The sequence below is a fragment of the Xylanimonas ulmi genome (assembly GCF_004216535.1).
In the GTDB taxonomy this organism is placed as follows: Bacteria; Actinomycetota; Actinomycetes; order Actinomycetales; family Cellulomonadaceae; genus Xylanimonas; species Xylanimonas ulmi.
The window spans coordinates 2,907,257-2,924,531 of record NZ_SGWX01000001.1 but is presented as its reverse complement, the minus strand read 5'-3'; the positions used below and the strand labels follow the sequence as shown (position 1 = coordinate 2,924,531).

Annotated in this window: 16 protein-coding genes; 11 read left to right on the top strand and 5 right to left on the bottom strand. The window is 74.3% G+C overall.

The annotated features are described in order from the left end of the window. Positions 1–118 precede the first annotated feature (118 nt). Positions 119–946, bottom strand: a complete 828-nt coding sequence (locus EV386_RS13555) for an exodeoxyribonuclease III (RefSeq protein ID WP_130415805.1) — start codon at positions 944–946, stop codon at positions 119–121. A gap of 243 nt (positions 947–1,189) precedes the next feature. Between EV386_RS13555 and EV386_RS13550 the strand changes: the two genes are divergently transcribed. From EV386_RS13550 to EV386_RS13535, 4 genes are all read left to right on the top strand, one after another. Continuing rightward, the gene (locus tag EV386_RS13550; RefSeq protein ID WP_165399942.1) at positions 1,190–2,719 is read left to right on the top strand and encodes an ABC transporter substrate-binding protein; all 1,530 of its coding nucleotides are present in this window, start codon (positions 1,190–1,192) and stop codon (positions 2,717–2,719) included. A gap of 94 nt (positions 2,720–2,813) precedes the next feature. Further along, positions 2,814–3,779: an ABC transporter permease gene (locus EV386_RS13545; RefSeq protein ID WP_130415803.1), complete on the top strand. Its 966-nt coding sequence runs from the start codon at positions 2,814–2,816 to the stop codon at positions 3,777–3,779. Further along, the gene (locus EV386_RS13540) at positions 3,776–4,657 is read left to right on the top strand and encodes an ABC transporter permease (protein ID WP_130415801.1); all 882 of its coding nucleotides are present in this window, start codon (positions 3,776–3,778) and stop codon (positions 4,655–4,657) included. The genes EV386_RS13545 and EV386_RS13540 overlap by 4 nt, the downstream gene beginning before the upstream one ends. After that, entirely contained in the window at positions 4,654–6,465 is a 1,812-nt protein-coding gene (locus EV386_RS13535; RefSeq protein ID WP_130415799.1) for a dipeptide ABC transporter ATP-binding protein, read from the top strand. The genes EV386_RS13540 and EV386_RS13535 overlap by 4 nt, the downstream gene beginning before the upstream one ends. A 5-nt stretch (positions 6,466–6,470) precedes the next feature. On the opposite strand, the gene EV386_RS13530 is transcribed toward EV386_RS13535, so the two are convergent. Both EV386_RS13530 and EV386_RS13525 read right to left on the bottom strand, forming a co-directional pair. After that, the gene (locus EV386_RS13530; protein ID WP_165399941.1) at positions 6,471–7,184 is read right to left on the bottom strand and encodes a response regulator; all 714 of its coding nucleotides are present in this window, start codon (positions 7,182–7,184) and stop codon (positions 6,471–6,473) included. Next, positions 7,181–8,602 (bottom strand): sensor histidine kinase, encoded by a 1,422-nt coding sequence (locus EV386_RS13525; RefSeq protein ID WP_242607966.1) that lies wholly within the window; start codon positions 8,600–8,602, stop codon positions 7,181–7,183. Before EV386_RS13525 ends, EV386_RS13530 begins: the two co-directional genes overlap by 4 nt. A gap of 113 nt (positions 8,603–8,715) precedes the next feature. Here EV386_RS13525 and EV386_RS13520 point away from each other — a divergent pair, with 113 nt between their 5' ends. From EV386_RS13520 to EV386_RS13495, 6 genes are all read left to right on the top strand, one after another. Beyond that, a complete protein-coding gene (locus EV386_RS13520; RefSeq protein WP_130415795.1) occupies positions 8,716–9,747 on the top strand; it encodes a Bug family tripartite tricarboxylate transporter substrate binding protein in 1,032 nt (343 codons plus the stop codon). Beyond that, the gene (locus EV386_RS13515; protein WP_130415793.1) at positions 9,744–10,286 is read left to right on the top strand and encodes a tripartite tricarboxylate transporter TctB family protein; all 543 of its coding nucleotides are present in this window, start codon (positions 9,744–9,746) and stop codon (positions 10,284–10,286) included. Before EV386_RS13520 ends, EV386_RS13515 begins: the two co-directional genes overlap by 4 nt. After that, entirely contained in the window at positions 10,279–11,823 is a 1,545-nt protein-coding gene (locus EV386_RS13510) for a tripartite tricarboxylate transporter permease (protein ID WP_130415791.1), read from the top strand. Before EV386_RS13515 ends, EV386_RS13510 begins: the two co-directional genes overlap by 8 nt. Before the next feature lie 85 nt (positions 11,824–11,908). Next, positions 11,909–12,682 (top strand): SDR family NAD(P)-dependent oxidoreductase, encoded by a 774-nt coding sequence (locus tag EV386_RS13505; RefSeq protein ID WP_130415789.1) that lies wholly within the window; start codon positions 11,909–11,911, stop codon positions 12,680–12,682. Positions 12,683–12,786: 104 nt separating this feature from the next. Then, positions 12,787–13,374, top strand: coding sequence for an orotate phosphoribosyltransferase (gene pyrE / locus EV386_RS13500; protein ID WP_242607965.1), 588 nt, complete (start codon positions 12,787–12,789; stop codon positions 13,372–13,374). Positions 13,375–13,467: 93 nt separating this feature from the next. Next, positions 13,468–14,250 (top strand): YwiC-like family protein, encoded by a 783-nt coding sequence (locus tag EV386_RS13495; protein WP_130415787.1) that lies wholly within the window; start codon positions 13,468–13,470, stop codon positions 14,248–14,250. Positions 14,251–14,270: 20 nt separating this feature from the next. On the opposite strand, the gene EV386_RS13490 is transcribed toward EV386_RS13495, so the two are convergent. Further along, the gene (locus EV386_RS13490) at positions 14,271–15,044 is read right to left on the bottom strand and encodes an HAD-IIA family hydrolase (RefSeq protein WP_130415785.1); all 774 of its coding nucleotides are present in this window, start codon (positions 15,042–15,044) and stop codon (positions 14,271–14,273) included. 23 nt (positions 15,045–15,067) lie between these two features. Further along, positions 15,068–15,922, bottom strand: coding sequence for a VTT domain-containing protein (locus tag EV386_RS13485; RefSeq protein WP_130415783.1), 855 nt, complete (start codon positions 15,920–15,922; stop codon positions 15,068–15,070). 31 nt (positions 15,923–15,953) lie between these two features. Here EV386_RS13485 and purT point away from each other — a divergent pair, with 31 nt between their 5' ends. After that, a complete protein-coding gene (gene purT / locus EV386_RS13480; RefSeq protein ID WP_130415781.1) occupies positions 15,954–17,231 on the top strand; it encodes a formate-dependent phosphoribosylglycinamide formyltransferase in 1,278 nt (425 codons plus the stop codon). The last annotated feature ends 44 nt before the right edge of the window (positions 17,232–17,275 follow it).

The following is a 17,275-nucleotide window of genomic DNA, read 5'->3' as shown; positions in this document are numbered from 1 at the left end:
CTCTCATACCGGCACCCCATCACGAATCCCCGCCCTCCGTTCGGCAGTTTGTCGTCGGCTCGTGCGCTCGAGCGCACGAGCCGACGACAAACTGCCGCTGCGAGGCGGGTAGCGGGGCTCAGGCGAGGTCGAGGATGACGGGGACGTGGTCGCTGGCGCCCTTGCCTTTGCGCTCGTCGCGGTCGATGCGCACCGTGGTCACCCGGTCGGCCAGGGCGGGGGAGGCCCAGGCGAAGTCGATGCGCATGCCCTTGTTCTTGGGGAACGCGAGCTGCTTGTAGTCCCAGTAGGTGTAGGTGTGCTCGGCCGGCAGGTGCTCGCGGGAGACCTCGCGGTACCCGGCGTCGGCGAACGCGGCGAACGCGGCCCGCTCGGGCGCCGAGACGTGTGTGGCCCCGGTGAACGGCTCCATGTCCCACACGTCGGTGTCGAGCGGGGCGACGTTCCAGTCGCCCACGAGCGCGACCTGGGCCGCGGGGTCGGCCGTGAGCCATCCGGCCGCCTGCGCGCGCAGCGCCTCCAGCCAGGCGAGCTTGTAGGCGTAGTGCGGGTCGTCCAGCCCCCGCCCGTTGGGCACGTAGAGCGACCAGACGCGCACGCCGCCGCAGGTCGCGCCGAGCGCGCGCGCCTCGTGCACGGGGTCCGGGGCGTCCTCGCCCGTCGCGTCGGCGTCCGCGGCGCCCTTGGCGAACCCGGGCTGGCCGACGAACGCCGTGGCGACGTCGTCGATCCCGACGCGCGAGATGACCGCGACGCCGTTCCACTGCGAGAACCCGACGTGCGCGACCTCGTACCCGGCCGCCTCGAACGCCAGGTACGGGAACTGGTCGTCGCGGCACTTGGTCTCCTGGACCGCGAGCACGTCGACCTGCGAGCGTTCGAGGAAGGCGACGACGCGGTCGGCGCGGGCGCGGACGGAGTTGACGTTCCAGGTGGCGAGGCGCACGCCGCCACTGTAGCCAGTGGCCCAGGGTCGATGACGCCCGTTGACCCCGCCAGAGATCGTGAGACGCAGTCGCACCGATCCTGAGACGCCGAACCATCCGTGCGGTCGAGCGCTCCGTGCCACGGCGCCGACGTCGTCGCAGGTCAGCGGCGTGTGCTTGCATCGCCAACCCGCGGGGCTCTAGCGTCATCCGATATCCGGGCCCTGATACTCAGTCCCAGGGTCCGCACCCGAAGGAGCCTCATGCCACGCCTGCCTCAGCGCCGACCGCACGCCGTCGTCGCCGTGCTCACCGCGGTCGCGCTGGCCGTGGTCGCCGGCTGCAGCGCGGGCAGCACCGCGCAGCACCCGACCGGCAGCCCGGGCGCGCGCACCGACGTGACCATCGCCGTCGGCGCCGAGCCGGTCAACCTCGACTTCACCACGACCTCGGGCGCCGCCATCCCGCAGCTCCTGATGAACAACGTGTACGAGACGCTCGTCAAGGTCGACCAGGACGGCTCGCTCGTGCCGCTGCTGGCCACCGGTTGGGACGTGTCCGACGACCGCACGCAGTACACGTTCCATCTGCGCCAGGGCGTCACGTTCTCCGACGGGCGCCCGTTCACGGCCGACGACGTCGTGGCCTCGTTCGACCGGGTGGGCGCCGACTGGCTCAACGCCATCAAGGGCAAGATGGACGTCGTCGCCTCGACGGAGAAGGTTGACGACGCGACCGTGCGGGTCACCCTCAAGCAGCCCTCCAACGCGTGGCTGTTCGACCTCGGCACGTCGGTGGGCGCGATCTTCCCCGCCGACCTCGACTTCGACCTCAAGACCACCGCCGTCGGCACCGGACCCTACGAGGTCACGAAGGTCACCCAGGGCGACCGCATCACGCTGACCGGCCGCGAGGACTACTGGGGTGGGGCCGCGCGCCTGCGCACGGTCACGGTCCGCTACCTCACCGACACCACGGCCGCGGTCAACGCGCTGCGCGCGGGCGACGTCGACATGCTGTTCAACTCCGCCTCGGGTGACCAGGTGCGCCAGCTCGCGGGCAACGCGAGCCTCCAGGTCATCGAGGGCACCTCGACGGGCGACGTGCTGCTGTCGTTCAACAACCGCGCCGCCCCGTTCGACGACGTGCGCGTGCGCCGCGCGTTCGCCTACGCCATCGACCGCCAGGCCGTCATGGACACCGCCTCGGCGGGGTACGGCACGCTGGTCGGCGCCATGGTCACCCCGACCGACCCGTATTACGAGGACCTGACGGGCGTGTACCCGTACGACCCGGACAAGGCCCGGGCCCTGCTCGCCGAGGCCGGCCAGGAGGGTCTGCGCGTCACGTTCGACGTGCCCAACCTCGCCTACGCGACGACGGCGGCCGAGCTCATCGCGTCCCAGCTCGCCGAGGTCGGGGTCACCGCGACCATCACGACCGACGAGTTCCCCGCCGTCTGGCTCGACAAGGTTTTCACGCGCCACGACTTCCAGATGTCGGTCATCCAGCACTCCGAGGCCCACGACCTTCTGACGGTGTTCCAGCGCGACTACTACCTCGGCTACGACGACTCGGTCATCGCGCCCCTCGCGGCGCAGGCCGACGCCGGGACGGGCGACGAGTACGTCGCCGGCATGCGCCAGGTGGCGCGGCAGATCGTCGACGACGCGGGCGGCGTCGTGCTCTACCTGGCGCCGACCCTCATCGTCGCCGACAAGGGGCTCACGGGCGTCAAGGCGAACGCGGTCACCGAGTCGATGGACCTGACCACCCTCGCGTGGGCCTCCTGACCCCGCCGCGCCCCACGATCCCGGCGCCGCCCACGAGCCGGGAACCCGCGGCGGGCGACGCTGACCAGGCGGGATCGTCGCCGACGACGGCACGATGGTCCTCGTGAGGCGACAGGTCGGCTGGCTCGCGGGCCAGTTCCTCGCGACGCTCGCGCTGGCCAGCGCGCTGGTGTTCGTGGTGCTGCGTGTGCTGCCGGGCGACGCGGCCGTGGTGGCGCTCGGCGTCAACGCGACGCCTGACGCGCTGGCCCGCTGGCGCGCCGAGCACGGCACGGACCGTCCGCTGCTCGCGCAGTACGGCGAGTGGGTCGGCGGGATGCTGCGCGGCGACTTCGGCACGTCGTTCGTCACGGGCAACGACCTGACGACGCTCATCGCCGACCGCGTGCAGGTCACGCTCATCCTCGTGGGCCTGGGCATGCTGCTCGCGCTGGTCGTCGCGATCCCGCTGGGCACGCTCGCGGCCGTGACGCACCGCTCGGTGTGGGGGACGGTCATCGCGGGGGCGTCGCAGGTGGGCGTCGCGGTGCCGAACTTCCTGGTCGGCGTGCTGCTGGTCTCGCTCGTCGCGGTGCACGCCGGGTGGCTGCCCGCGGGCGGCTGGACGCCGCCGGCCGTCGATCCCGTCGAGTTCCTGCGGCGGGCGATCCTGCCCGCGGTCGCGCTCGGCACCGTGCAGGCCGCGGTCATCACACGCTACGTGCGCTCGGCCGTGCTCGAGGTCATGCGCGAGGACTTCCTGCGCACCGCGCGGGCGGCGGGGCACACGCGGGCCGGCGCGCTGGTGCGCCACGGCCTGCGCAACGCGGGTGTGCCGGTCGTCACCGTCGTGGGCGTGCAACTGGCCGCGATGCTCGTGGGCGCCGTCGTCGTCGAGCGCGTGTTCGTGGTGCCGGGCCTCGGCTCGCTGCTGGTCGACTCGGTGCAGCAGCGCGACCTGCTGGCGGTGCAGTCGATCGTCGTGGTGCTGGTCGCGCTCGTGGTGGTGGTCAACTTCGTGGTCGACCTGCTCTACACCGCGCTCGATCCGCGCCTGCGCGCCGAGGGGGGCGCCCGATGAGCGCCCTGCCCGCGGGCGTGCCCTTGCCCGACGCCGTCGCCGCCGTCGGCCCGCGGCGGCGCCCGGGCGTGCACCCGCAACTGATCATCGGCGCGGCGCTGGTGCTCGCCGTCGTCTCGCTCGCCGTCGTCTCGCTGGTGTGGACGCCGTACGACCCCGTGCGGGCCGTGCCCGCCGCCCGCCTGCAAGGGCCGAGCGCCGCGCACTGGCTCGGCACCGACCGGTTCGGCCGCGACGTCGTCTCGCAGCTCATGGCGGGCGCGCGCATCACGCTCTATGTCGGCGTGGTCGCCGTGGGCATCGCCGCCGCTATCGGGGTGCCCGTCGGCATCGTGGCGGGCATGCGCGGCGGGGCGCCGGGCGCGGCGCTCATGCGCGCCTCGGACGTGCTGCTCGCCTTCCCCGGCCTGCTGCTCGCGATCATCCTCGGCGCCGCGTTCGGCACGGGGACGACGACGGCGATGGTGGCGCTCGGCATCGGTGCCATCCCCGCGTTCGCGCGCGTCGCGCGGTCGGGGACGCTGCAGATCATGCGCACCGACTACGTGCTCGCGGCGCGTGCCGCGAACCGCTCGGCGTGGGCGATCGCGTGGCGGCACGTGCTGCCCAACCTGGCGGGCATCGTCGTGGTCCAGTGCTCGGTGAACTTCGGCCTCGCGGTGCTCGCCGAGGCGGCGCTGTCGTTCCTCGGGCTCGGCACGGCGCCGCCGACCCCGTCGTGGGGGCGCATGCTCCAGGAGTCGCAGCAGTACCTGGGCGTGCACGACAACCTCGCGCTGGCCCCCGGCCTCGCCATCGCGGTCGCGGTGCTGGGCTTCAACCTGCTGGGCGACGGGCTGCGCGACGTGCTCGACCCGCGCCTCAAGGGGACCCGATGACGCCCCCGCCCGCCCTGCGGGTCGCGGACCTCACCGTGCGCACCCGCCACCGCACGCTCATCGAGGGCGTCAGCCTGACGGTCGCCGCGGGCGAGCGCGTGGGCCTCATCGGCGAGTCGGGCAGCGGCAAGTCGCTCACGGCGCTGTCGGTGCTGGGCCTGTTGCCCGACAACCTCACCGCGACGGGCGCCGTCGACGTCTCGGGCGAGCGTGACCTGCTCGCCCGCTCCGACCGCCGCCTGGCGCCGCTGCGCGGCTCGCTCATGTCGATGGTGTTCCAGGAGCCGATGACGGCGCTCGACCCGCTCGCGCGCGTGGGCGCGCAGGTCGCCGAGGTCGTCACGCTGCACGACGGCGGCGCCGGGCGCGCGCGCTCGGCCGCGGCGCGTCGTCGCGCCGTCGACCTGCTGGGCGAGGTCGGCCTGCCCGACCCACCGGCGGCTGCGCGCGCCTACCCGCACCAGCTCTCGGGAGGGCAGCGCCAGCGCGTCATGATCGCCATGGCGCTGGCCAACGACCCGGCACTGCTGGTCGCCGACGAGCCGACGACGGCGCTCGACGTCACCGTGCAGGCGCAGGTGCTTGAGCTCATGGGCGAACTGGTGGCGCGCCGTGGCACCGGGCTGCTGTTCATCACCCACGACCTGGCGGTGGTCGCGCGCGTGTGCGAGCGGGTGCTGGTGATGAAGGACGGGCGGATCGTCGAGGGCGGCACGACCGAGCAGGTCTTCGCGGCGCCCCGGCACGAGTACACGCGCCGCCTGCTGGAGGCGTCGCAGCTCCCGCCGCGCCGCCCGCCGACCCCGCCGGTTGAGCCCGTCGAAACCCGCCCCCCGCTGGTTGAGCCTGTCGAAACCATTGTCGAAACCCCGCAGCTGGGGGTGGTGGTTTCGACAGGCTCAACCACCGCAGGCTCAACCACCGGGGGCGGCGTCATCGCGTTCCGCGACGTCACCAAGACCTACGTGCGCGCGCGCGGGTCGGCGCTGTACGGCCTGACCGCCTGGCGCCGCGGCCGCCCGCCGCAGACCGTCGACGCGCTGCGCGGCGTCTCGTTCGAGGTCGCCGCGGGCGAGCGGTTCGGCCTCGTTGGCGAGTCGGGTTCGGGCAAGACGACGACGCTGCGGCTGCTGGCCGGCCTGTCCGCGCCGACGTCGGGCGCGGTCGAGGTCGCGGGCGTGCGGCTGGCGGGACCGGGCGCCCGGCCCGGGCAGGTCGCGCTCGCCTCGGCGCGCGAGGTGGCCCGCGTGCGCAGCGACCTGCAACTCGTGCTCCAGGACCCCATGGGCTCGCTCGACCCGCGCATGTCGGTCGCCGACATCGTCGCCGAGCCGCTGCTCAACCCCGCCAACCGGCGCTCGCTGCCGCAGGCCGCCACGCGCGCCGGTCGCCGCGAGCTGGTGCGCGAGATGCTCGACGCGGTCGGCCTGCCTGACGACGCGGGCGAGCGCTACCCGCACCAGTTCTCGGGCGGCGAGCGCCAGCGCATCTCGATCGCGCGGGCGTTGGTGTGCCGCCCGCGCGTGCTGGTGGCCGACGAGCCGGTCAGCGCGCTCGACGTGTCGGTGCGAGCCCAGGTGCTCGACCTGCTGGGGCGGCTCGCCGACGAGCGCGGCCTGACGCTGGTGCTCGTCTCGCACGACCTGGCGGTGGTGCGGCACCTGTGCGACCGCGTCGCCGTCATGCGCGCCGGGGAGATCGTCGAGCAGGGCCCCACCGAGGAGGTCTGGTCGCACCCGCGGCACGAGTACACGCGGCGGCTTCAGGCGGCGACCCCGACCGTGGCGGGAGCCGGGGCGACCCGCTGACCGGGTCACCGTGTGCGGTACACGTTCTCGGGTCGGCCCGTCGCGCCGTAGCGGGGCTCGACCTCGGCGCGCCCGGCGTCCACGAGGTGCTCCAGGTAGCGCCGCGCCGAGACCCGCGACATACCGACCGCGGCCGCGACCTGCGATGACGAGAGCCCCGCGGACCCGGGCGCGACCTCGCCCAGCGCCGCCTCGACGCGGGTGAGCGACCGCGCCTGGATCCCCTTGGGCAGCCCGGCCGCGGGTGGGCCCCCGCGGGCGAGCAGGCGGTCGACCTCGTCCTGTCCCAGGTCGTGCGCGGTCTGCCGCAGCCGCTCGCGCGCCGCCCAGACGGCGTCGAGCCGCTCGCGCAGCGCGGCGGCGGTAAAGGGCTTGACGAGGTAGTGCGCGACGCCGCCCGCCATCGCGCGGCGCACCGCGTCGGCCTCGCTCGCCGCCGTGGCCGCCACGACGTCGGCGGGCGGCCCGGGCAGTGTCCGCAGCCGGGTCAGGACGTCGAGTCCGTCGCCGTCGGGCAGGTGCACGTCGAGCAGGACGACGTCGGGGCGCAGTGCGGCGGCCAGGCGCAGTGTCTCGGATCCCGTGGCGGCCGCGCCGACCACGGCGAACCGGGGGTGGCTGTCGACGTACCGGCGGTGCAGGTCGGCGACCGCGGGGTCGTCCTCGACCACGAGCACGCGCAGCGGTGCGCTCTCGCGCCGCCCGGGGGCTGCGGTCACCGGTCCGCGGCCCGCGCCCGCGCCGCCCGCGCCGCGCTCGACGGTGCGGGCGTCTGCGCGGGCGTCTGCGCGGGTGGGGCCGGGGGCGGGCGCCAGGGCAGGGTGACCGCCACCCGGGCCCCGCGCAGCGGCGACGTCGTGATGATCACGCGCCCGCCCCAGCGGTCCGTGGCGCGGCGCACGAGGGCGAGCCCGACGCCGCGCGCGGGCCGCTCGGGCGTCGGCGGCTTGGTGCTCACGCCGTCCTCGAACACCTCGCGGCGCGCGCCGCGCGGGATGCCCGGCCCGTCGTCGTCCACCACGACGGCGGTGTCGGTGACGCGTACGGACACATGCCCGCCCGGACCGACCGCCTCGGCGGCGTTCTCGACCAGGTTGCCGAGCACGGTCAGCAGGTCGGCGTAGTGGTCCGCGTCGTGCGGGGTGGGGTCGTCGCCCAGCCCCGACACGTCCGAGGACTCGTCGACGACGAGCGCGATGCCGTGCGCCGCGGCGATGCGGGCCTTGACCCGCAGCACCGCGGCGATCTCGGGCGCCCGCACCCCGGGAGGCACCGGCGGGGCCGGGGCGGTCTGGTCGCGAGTCTCGCGCTCGATCAGGCGCATGGCGTCCTCACCGCGGCCCAGGTCGAGCAGGCCCGAGACGACGTGGAGCGTGTTGGCGAACTCGTGCGCCTGGGCCCGCAGCGCCGCCGTCAGCCCGCGCGCGCCGTCGAGGTCGCGCATCAGGGCTTGGACCTGCGCGGGCTCCAGCCGGAAGAAGCGCCGCCGCACGAGTTGGGTGACCCAGACGGCCGCCACGACGCCGACCGCGGCCGAGGCGGCGAGCGCGCCGAAGAGCGGACCCAGTCCCGCCCGCAGGTCGCGGCGCAGCTCACTCTCCAGGATGCCGACGCTGGCCACGCCGACGACGGGCGCGGACGCGGCGTCGTCGTCGGCCGTGCCGTAGATGGGCACCTTGACCCGCCACGAGGTCCCCAGGGTGCCGGTCTGCGTGCCGGTCCACACCTGCCCGGCGAGCGCGGGCGCCGGGTCGGTCGAGACGCGCTCGCCGATGCGCGTCGGGTCGGGATGGGAGTGGCGGATGCCGTCGGTGTCGGCGACCACGACGTAGGTGACGTCCGACGCGCGACGGATCACCTCGGCGATCGGCTGGATCGTGGCCGAGGGGTCGGCGTCGTCGAGGGCGTCGACGACCGAGGGGAGCCGGGCCACCGACTGGGCGACCCCGGTCATGCGGTCGAGGTAGGCGCCGCGCAGCTGGCGCTCCTGGACCCAGGAGGCGACGACGCCGGTCGTGCAGATGAGCGCGAGCACGATCGCGACCTGCAGCAGCAGGAGCTGCACGCGCAGCGACGTCGCCCGGACCATGCCCCAGTGTGGCTCACACCACAGCGGGGTGGTGAGTCTTGCCGTCACCACAATGACCAGAACGTCCCTTACGACCGTAAGCCCGAGCGGCGTGCGGGGGCCGCCTAGCGTGCCCGTACGGCCGTGGCGACGACGCCCGGCCCGGGACTCGAGGAGGAGTCATGCGCCAGGTCAGGACCGTCCGCGCGGCCGTATCCGCGCCGCTTGCCATCGGCCTCGGGGTCGCGCTCGCGGGCTGCTCGGCGTTGTCGTCGGGCGACCAGGGGGCGTCGGGGGAGTCGGACGACGCCGGAGCGATCACGAAACTCAGCATCGTCGTCCCCGCCGACCCGGGCGGGGGCTGGGACCAGACCGGACGGGCCATGCAGGCGGGGCTGGAGGCCGAGGACCTCGCCGCGAGCGTGTCGGTCTCCAACGTCGGCGGGGCCGGCGGCACCGTCGGCCTGGCGAACATCGCCGCGTCGAACGACCCGAACACGCTGCTGGTCATGGGCCTGGTCATGGTCGGCGCCGTCGAGACCAACCAGGCGCAGGCCCGGATCGAGGACACCACACCCATCGCCCGGCTCACCGAGGAGCAAGAGGTCATCGTCGTCCCGGCGGACTCGCCCTACGAGACGATCGGGGACCTGGTCGACGACGTCGTGGCGCGCGGCAAGGCCGTGACGGTCACGGGCGGCTCAGCCGGCGGCACCGACCACATCCTGGCCGCGCTGGTCCTCAAGGCCGCCGGCGTCACGCCTGAGGCCGTGGGCGACACACTCAACTACGTCGCCTACTCGGGCGGCGGCGAGTCGCTCGCGGCGTTGCTGGGCAACAACGTCGACGCGGGCGTCTCAGGCATCAGCGAGTACGCGGAGCAGGTCAACGCGGGCGCGCTGCGGGCGCTGGCCGTCTCGGGCGCCGAGCGCGACGCGCTGCTGCCCGACGTCCCGACCCTGATCGAGTCGGGGTACGACGTCGAGCTGACCAACTGGCGCGGCGTCGTGGCGCCCGGGTCGGTCGACGACGCGCAGCGTGACCGGCTCATCGAGCTGGTGACCGGCCTCGCGCAGTCGCCGTCGTGGCGCGGCACGCTGGAGGAGAAGGGCTGGGCCGACGCGTTCCTCGCGGGCGACGAGTTCGACACCTATCTCGCGGGCAACATCACCGAGATCCAGGGCGTGCTCAAGGACATCGGGCTCGTCAAGTGAGCTCGGACCTGTCCGTCGCGACGGCGCAACGGCGCCGATCGCGCGGCCGGCGCCTGGGCGAGCTCGGCTTCTCGGGGGTGATCGCCCTGGCGGGAGGGTTCGTGCTCCTGGACGCGCGCCGGATCGTGGTGCCGGGGTCGGCCAACACGCTCGGGCCGCGCGCCTTCCCGTTCCTTGTGGGCGCGCTCATGCTCGTCGCCGGCGCCGTGGTGGCCGCGCAGGCGCTGCGGGGGCGGCTCGGCGAGGAGGAGGGCGGCGAGGACGTCGACATGGCCGTGCGGACCGACTGGCGCACGGTGGTGATCCTCGTGGGCGTGTTCGTCGCGCACATCCTGGTCATCAACGTCGCCGGGTGGCCCGTGGCGGGGTCGCTGCTGTTCGCCGGGGCGGCGGTGACGCTCGGCGCCCGGCCGTGGTGGAAGGCCGTGCTGATCGCCGTCGCCCTGGCCCTGGCCATCCAACTGGTGTTCGGCGGCATGCTCGGCCTGAGCCTGCCTCCCGGACCGTTGCTGAGGGGAGTCGGTCTCTTCCATGGGTGACCTCTCCGCGCTGATCGAGGGCTTCTCGACCGTGCTGCACCCCATGTACCTGCTGTACGCGCTGTTCGGCGTGTTCGTGGGCACCGCCGTCGGTGTGCTGCCCGGCATCGGCCCCGCGATGACCATCGCGCTGCTGTTGCCGCTGACGTACTCGCTCGACCCGGCGGCGGCGCTCATCGTGTTCGCCGGCATCTACTACGGGGGCATGTACGGCGGGTCGACGACGTCGATCCTGCTCAACACGCCGGGTGAGTCCGCCTCGATCGTCACCGCGCTCGAGGGCCACAAGATGGCGCTGGCCGGGCGCGGCGCCGCCGCGCTGGCCACGGCCGCCATCGGGTCGTTCGTGGCGGGCTCGATCGCCACGGTCGCGCTGACGTTCCTCGCCCCGGTCGTGGCGCGCTGGGCCGTGCGGCTCGGCGAGCCCGACTACCTGGCTCTGATGGTCGTCGCGTTCATCACCGTGGGGGCGCTGCTGGGCTCGTCGGTCTCCCGCGGCATCGCGGCGTTGGCGCTCGGGCTGTTCCTGGGCCTGGTCGGCACAGACACGCTCACCGGCCAGCAGCGCTTCACCTTCGGTGTGCCCAACCTCGCCGACGGCGTCGACGTCGTCGTCGTGGCGGTCGGCCTGTTCGCGGTGGGGGAGGCGCTACACATCGCCTCGCGGCTGCGGCACGGACCCGTGCGCGTCATCCCGATCGAGAAGGGCTGGCGCACCTGGATGCGGCGCGAGGACTGGCGGCGCTCGTGGCGGCCCTGGCTGCGCGGAACCGCCATCGGGTTCCCCGTGGGCACCATCCCCGCGGGCGGCGCCGACGTGGCCACCTTCCTGTCGTACGCCGCCGAGCGGCGCGTCGCCGGCCCCCGCGCGAAGCAGTTCGGCAAGGGCGCGATCGAGGGCGTGGCGGGGCCCGAGGCCGCGAACAACGCGGCCGCGGCGGGCGTGCTCGTCCCGCTGCTGACCCTCGGCCTGCCGACGACGGCGACCGCCGCCATCATCATCGCCGCGTTCCAGTCCTACGGGATCCAGCCGGGCCCGCTGCTGCTGACCAACCAGTCGGCGCTGGTGTGGGCGCTCATCGCCTCGCTGTATATCGGCAACGTCATGCTCGTCGTGCTCAACCTGCCCCTGGTGGGCATGTGGGTGCGCATCCTGCAGATCCCGCGGCACTACCTGTACTCGGGCATCCTGCTGTTCGGCGCCCTGGGCTCCTACGCCGTGAACTTCGCGCCCGTGGATGTGCTGCTGCTGCTGGGCATCGGGGTGCTCGGGTTGTTCATGCGCCGCTTCGGGTATCCGGTGGCGCCCATGGTGGTCGGCATGATCCTGGGGCCGATGGCCGAGGACCGGCTGCGCCGCTCGCTCGCCATCAGCCAGGGCGACCTGACCTACCTGGTGTCGCGGCCGTTCGCGGCCCTCGCCTACGGGGCCATCGTCGTCGTCGTGCTGGCCGGACTGTGGCTGCGCCGCCGCGAGCGGCGCGTCAGCGCCGAGGTGGCCGGCGCGCACGCCGAGCCGAAGCGCGAGCGGGTCTGAGCCGCTGGGCGCGACGCGCAGTCACCTGCGACGTCGCCCAGCCAGGCGCGCGCGCAGGCGCCCACCTGCGACCTAGGGTGGGCCCATGGGAACCGCGCTCGTCACCGGCGCCACCGCCGGACTCGGACTGGAGTTCGCCTGGCAGCTCGCCACGGCCCGTCACCACCTCGTGCTGGTCGCGCGGGACGGGCAGCGTCTCGACGACGTCGCCGCGCAGATCCGCGCGGCCGCCGGCGTGGACGTCGAGGTGATCCGCGCCGACCTCGCCGTGGCCGAGGACGTCACCCGCGTCGCCGAGCGGCTGGCCGTCACGGGCGACGAGGACGGCGAGACCCGCCGTCCGGTGGGCCTGCTGGTCAACAACGCCGGGTTCGGCACGAGCCAGCGGTTCGTCGACGGGGACCTCGACGTCGAGGTGCGCGCGCTCGACGTCATGGTGCGGGCCGTGCTGGTCCTCTCGCGCGCCGCCGCGGGGCAGATGACCCGCCGCGGGCGCGGCGCGATCCTCAACGTCGGGTCGGTCGCCGCGCTCACCGCGAGCGGCACCTACGCGGCCGCCAAGGCCTGGGTGCGCACCTTCACCGAGGGTCTGGCCTCCGAGCTGCGCGGCACGGGCGTGACCGCGACGCTCCTGTCTCCGGGGTTCACGCACACCGAGTTCCACGCGCGGGCGCACGCGGACATGTCGGGCGTGCCCGAGATCGCGTGGCTCGACGCGCCCCGGGTGGTCGCGGACGCGCTCGCGGACGTGCGCCGCGGCGTCGTGCTCTCGACGCCGTCGCTGCGCTACAAGGCCGCCTCGGCGCTGCTGCGCGTCGCGCCGCGCGGGGTGGTGCGCGCGGTCGGCAAGTACCGCTGACCCGCCGGGGTGGGGTGGTTTCGACGGGCTCAACCATCGGGGTGGGGTGGTTCCGGCGGGCACAAGCACCGGGCGGGGTGTGGGGCGCCCGTACCCTGGTGGTCGTGACCGACTCTGCGACTCCCGTGTTCTCCCCGACCCCCCGCGAGCAGCTCCTGGAGCTCATCAAGGACCTCGCGATCGTGCACGGCAAGGTGACGCTGTCCTCCGGCAAGGAGGCCGACTACTACGTGGACCTGCGCCGCATCACGCTGCACCACCGGGCGGCCCCGCTCGTCGGGCACGTCATGCTCGACCACCTGGAGGAGCTCGGGTTCGGCACGGCGGAGATCGACGCCGTCGGCGGTCTGACGCTCGGCGCCGACCCGATCGCTGACGCGCTGCTGCACGCCGCGGCCTCGCGCGGGCAGGACCTCGACGCGTTCGTGGTGCGCAAGGAGGCCAAGGCGCACGGGATGCAGCGCCAGATCGAGGGCCCCGACGTCGCGGGCCGTCGCGTCGTGGTCGTCGAGGACACGACGACGACGGGCGGCAGCCCCATCACCGCGATCGAGGCGTGCCGCGCGGCGGGCGCCGAGGTGGTCGCGGTGGCCACGATCGTCGACCGCGCGACGGGCGCGGGGGAGAAGATCGAGGCGCTGGGCGTGCCCTACCACCCGCTCTTCGGCCTCCAGGACGTCGGCCTCGCCTGACGGCGCACCCGGGCCTCGCCGCACCCGACACCGCGCCTCACCTGAGGCGACCGACGCCCCGGCCGGCGAGCGCCCGCCCCCTATGCTCCTGAGGTGTCTGTGCGCTCGGGAGGGTGGGTCCCCAACCAGCACGGGGCGTGGGCGATGCTCGCGCTGCCGTTCCTGGTCGGCGTCGCGCGTGGCGCCGCGGACGGCGCCCTCCGGCCGGTGCTCGTGCCGCTGCTCGCGCTCTGGTTCGTGGGCTACTTCGCCTACTTCGCGCTGGGGCTGTGGCTCAAGTCGCGCCGCCGGCCGCGGTACCTGCCGGCGATGTGGACCTACGGCGGCGCCACGGCCGCGCTCGGGCTGACCGTGCTCGCCCTCGACTGGCGGCTGATCGCCTGGGCGCCGGTGTTCGCGCCGTTCCTGGCGCTCGGGCTGTGGGCGGCCGCGCGGCGCACCGAGCGGTCGGTGCTGGCGGGCGGCGCCCTGGTGGCCGCGGCGTCGATCATGACACTCGTGGCGTACACGGCGGGCCGGGACGGCGGCCCGGTCTGGCGGGCGCTGGCACGCGCCGACGCCCCGATCGGGCTGCTCGCGGCGCTGGCGTTCGCCTACCTGTTCGGCACGGTGCTCTACGTCAAGTCGATGATCCGCGAGCGGGGCGTGCGGGCGTATGCGCTCGCGTCGATCGGGTACCACGCCGCGGTGACCGTCGCGGCCGTGCCCGTGGCGCTGGCGCGCGACCCGGCGTGGTGGTGGGCCGTCGCGTTCCTCGCCGCGATGACGGCGCGCGCGTGGGCCCTGTCGACGCGGCGGGCCTCGGCGAAGGCGCTCGGCCTGGGCGAGGTCGCCGCGACGGTGGCGCTGGGCGCGATTGCGCTCGCGCTGCCCTGAGCGGGCTACACCAGGCGGGGCTACACCAGCTCGATGAGGTCCGCGATCGAGTCGACCACCCGGGACGGGCGGAACGGGTACTTGTTGACGTCCTCGGTGCGGGTCGAGCCCGTCAGCACCAGGAACGTGGCCAGCCCCGCCTCGATGCCCGCGACGACGTCGGTGTCCATGCGGTCGCCGATCATGGCCGTGACCTCGGAGTGCGCGTCGATGCGGTTGAGCGCCGAGCGGAACATCATCGGGTTGGGTTTGCCCACGTAGTAGGGCTTGCGCCCCGTGGCCGCAGTGATGAGCGCGGCCACGGCGCCCGTCGCGGGCAGCGGCCCCTCCAGCGACGGCCCCGTGGTGTCCGGGTTGGTCGCGATGAAGCGCGCCCCGCCCTGGATGAGCCGGATCGCCTTGGTGATCGCCTCGAACGAGTACGTGCGGGTCTCGCCCAGCACGACGTAGTCGGGGTCGGCCTCGGTGAGCGTGTAGCCCGCCTCGTACAGCGCCGTCGTCAGGCCCGCCTCACCGATGGCGTACGCCGAGCCGTTCGGCACCTGGTCGCGCAGGAACTGGGCCGTGGCCAGCGCGGAGGTCCAGATGCACTCCTCCGGCAGGTCGATGCCGCTGGTGTGCAGCCGGGCGCGCAGGTCACGCGGCGTGAAGATGGAGTTGTTGGTCAGCACCAGGAACGGCCGGCCGGCGTCGCGCAGCGCGGTGATGAACTCGGGGGCGCCTGGGATGGCGTGCCCCTCGTGCACCAGGACGCCGTCCATATCGGTGAGCCACGACTCGATCGTGCGGGTCATCGGTGTCTCCAGAAGTCGCAGGGTCAGCGCGCGTGCCGCGGCCGCGCGCCGTCGTCGTCGAAGGTACCCGCCGCCGCGCCCTGCGCGGCGACCGTGGCGCCGACGGGGACCGCGATCGCGTCGCTGGCCGCGCCCTCGCCCGACGGCGCCGGTCCGCCGGCGGCCAGCGCCGGGGACGCGGCGCGCGCGAGCTTGCGCCGCTCGCGCAGCACCTCGACCGCCATGGGCACGACCGACACCGCGACGATGAGCAGCACCAGGGCCTCGACGTGGTCCTTGACGAACGCGATGTTGCCCAGCAGATAGCCCACGAACGTGATCCCGGCGGCCCACAGCGCCGCGCCGAGCGCGTTGAAGGCGATGAAGTGCCGGAACGGCATCCGCCCGATGCCCGAGGCCACGGGCGCGTAGGTGCGCACGATGGGCACGAACTGCGCGATCGTGATGGTGCGCCCGCCGTAGGCGTCGAAGTACCGCTGGGTCTGGTCGATGTACCGGCGCTTGAACACCCGCGAGTCCGGGCGGTCGAACAGGCGCGCGCCGAACGTCCGTCCGAGCGTGTACCCGGTCGAGTTGCCGAGCACCGCGGCGACGAACAGCGTCAGCATGACGACCGGCAGCGGCAGCCGCATGGCGTGCTGCGCGGTGAACGCGCCCGCCATGAACAGCAGCGAGTCGCCCGGCAGGATCGGGAACAGCAGCCCCGTCTCGACGAAGACCACGAGCGCGATCGCGAGGATCGCCCAGCTGCCGTAGTCCGTCAGGAACCCGGTGATGAGTGTCGAGGGGTCCATCCAGCCCGGGGCGAGCGTGTGCGCCGGGCCGGCGGGAAGCGATGCCGCGAACGTGGGCAGGGCGTCAGCGAACGCGGTGAGCATGAGGGCGAGGGTAGTGCGGGAGGATGCGTGCATGAGCGCTCGTCCCACCCCGCCCGCCCCGTTCTCCACAGGTTCCACACCGGCCGCGATCGGAACGCCGTTGTCCGAGCACGCCACGCGCGTGCTGCTGCTGGGCGCCGGCGAGCTCGGCAAGGAGGTGGCGATCGAGCTGCAGCGCCTGGGCGCCGAGGTGATCGCCGTCGACCGCTACGCCAACGCCCCGGCCATGCAGGTCGCGCACCGCGCCCACGTCGTCGACATGCTCGACGGCGACGCGCTGCGCGCCGTGCTCGACGCCGAGCGCCCCCACGTCGTCGTGCCCGAGATCGAGGCGATCGCCACGCACGTGCTCGCCGACGTCGAGGCGACGGGAGTGCGCGTCGTCCCGACGGCGCGCGCCACCCGCCTGACCATGGACCGCGAGGGCATCCGCCGCCTGGCCGCCGAGGAGCTCGGGCTGGCGACCTCGCCCTACCGGTTCGTCGACACGCTCGACGACCTGCGCGCCGCCGTCGACGCGCTCGGGCTGCCGTGCGTCGTCAAGCCCGTCATGTCCTCCTCGGGCAAGGGCCAGTCGGTGCTGCGCACGCCCGACGACGTCGCGGCGGCGTGGGCGTACGCGCAGACCGGGGGCCGCGCCGCAGCGCACGGGCCCGACGACGCAGTGCGCGTCATCGTCGAGGGCTTCGTCGAGTTCGACGACGAGATCACCCTGCTCACGGTGCGTCACCGGGGCGCCGACGGGCGGGACGCGACCGTGTTCTGCCCGCCCGTGGGGCACGTGCAGGCCGACGGCGACTACCGCGAGTCGTGGCAGCCCGCGCCGATGCGTCCGGACGTGCTGGCCCGCGCCCAGGAGGTCGCGGCGCGCGTGACCGAGGCGCTCGGCGGTTGGGGGCTGTTCGGCGTCGAGCTGTTCGTGGTGGGCGACGACGTGCTGTTCTCCGAGGTCAGCCCGCGCCCGCACGACACCGGCCTGGTCACGCTCGTGGGCCAGGACGTCAGCGAGTTCGCGCTGCACGCGCGCGCGGTGCTCGGGTTGCCGGTCGCCGCGCCGTCGCCTGTGGGCGGGCCCGGGCAGGAGGCGGCGGCCTCGTGCGCGGTGCTCGCCGAGGGGTCGGGCGTGCCGGTGTTCTTGGGCGTGGACCAGGCGCTGGCGGTCCCGACGGCGCAGGTGCGGCTGTTCGGCAAGCCGCGCGTCGACGGCCGGCGCCGCGTCGCGGTCACGCTCGCGCGCGGCGCCGACGTCGCCCAGGCCCGTGAGCGCGCCCGCGCGGCGGCGGCAGCCCTGAGGACCGACCTTGCCTGACCCGGCCGTTGACCCGGCCCCGGTGGTTGACCCGGCCCCGGTGG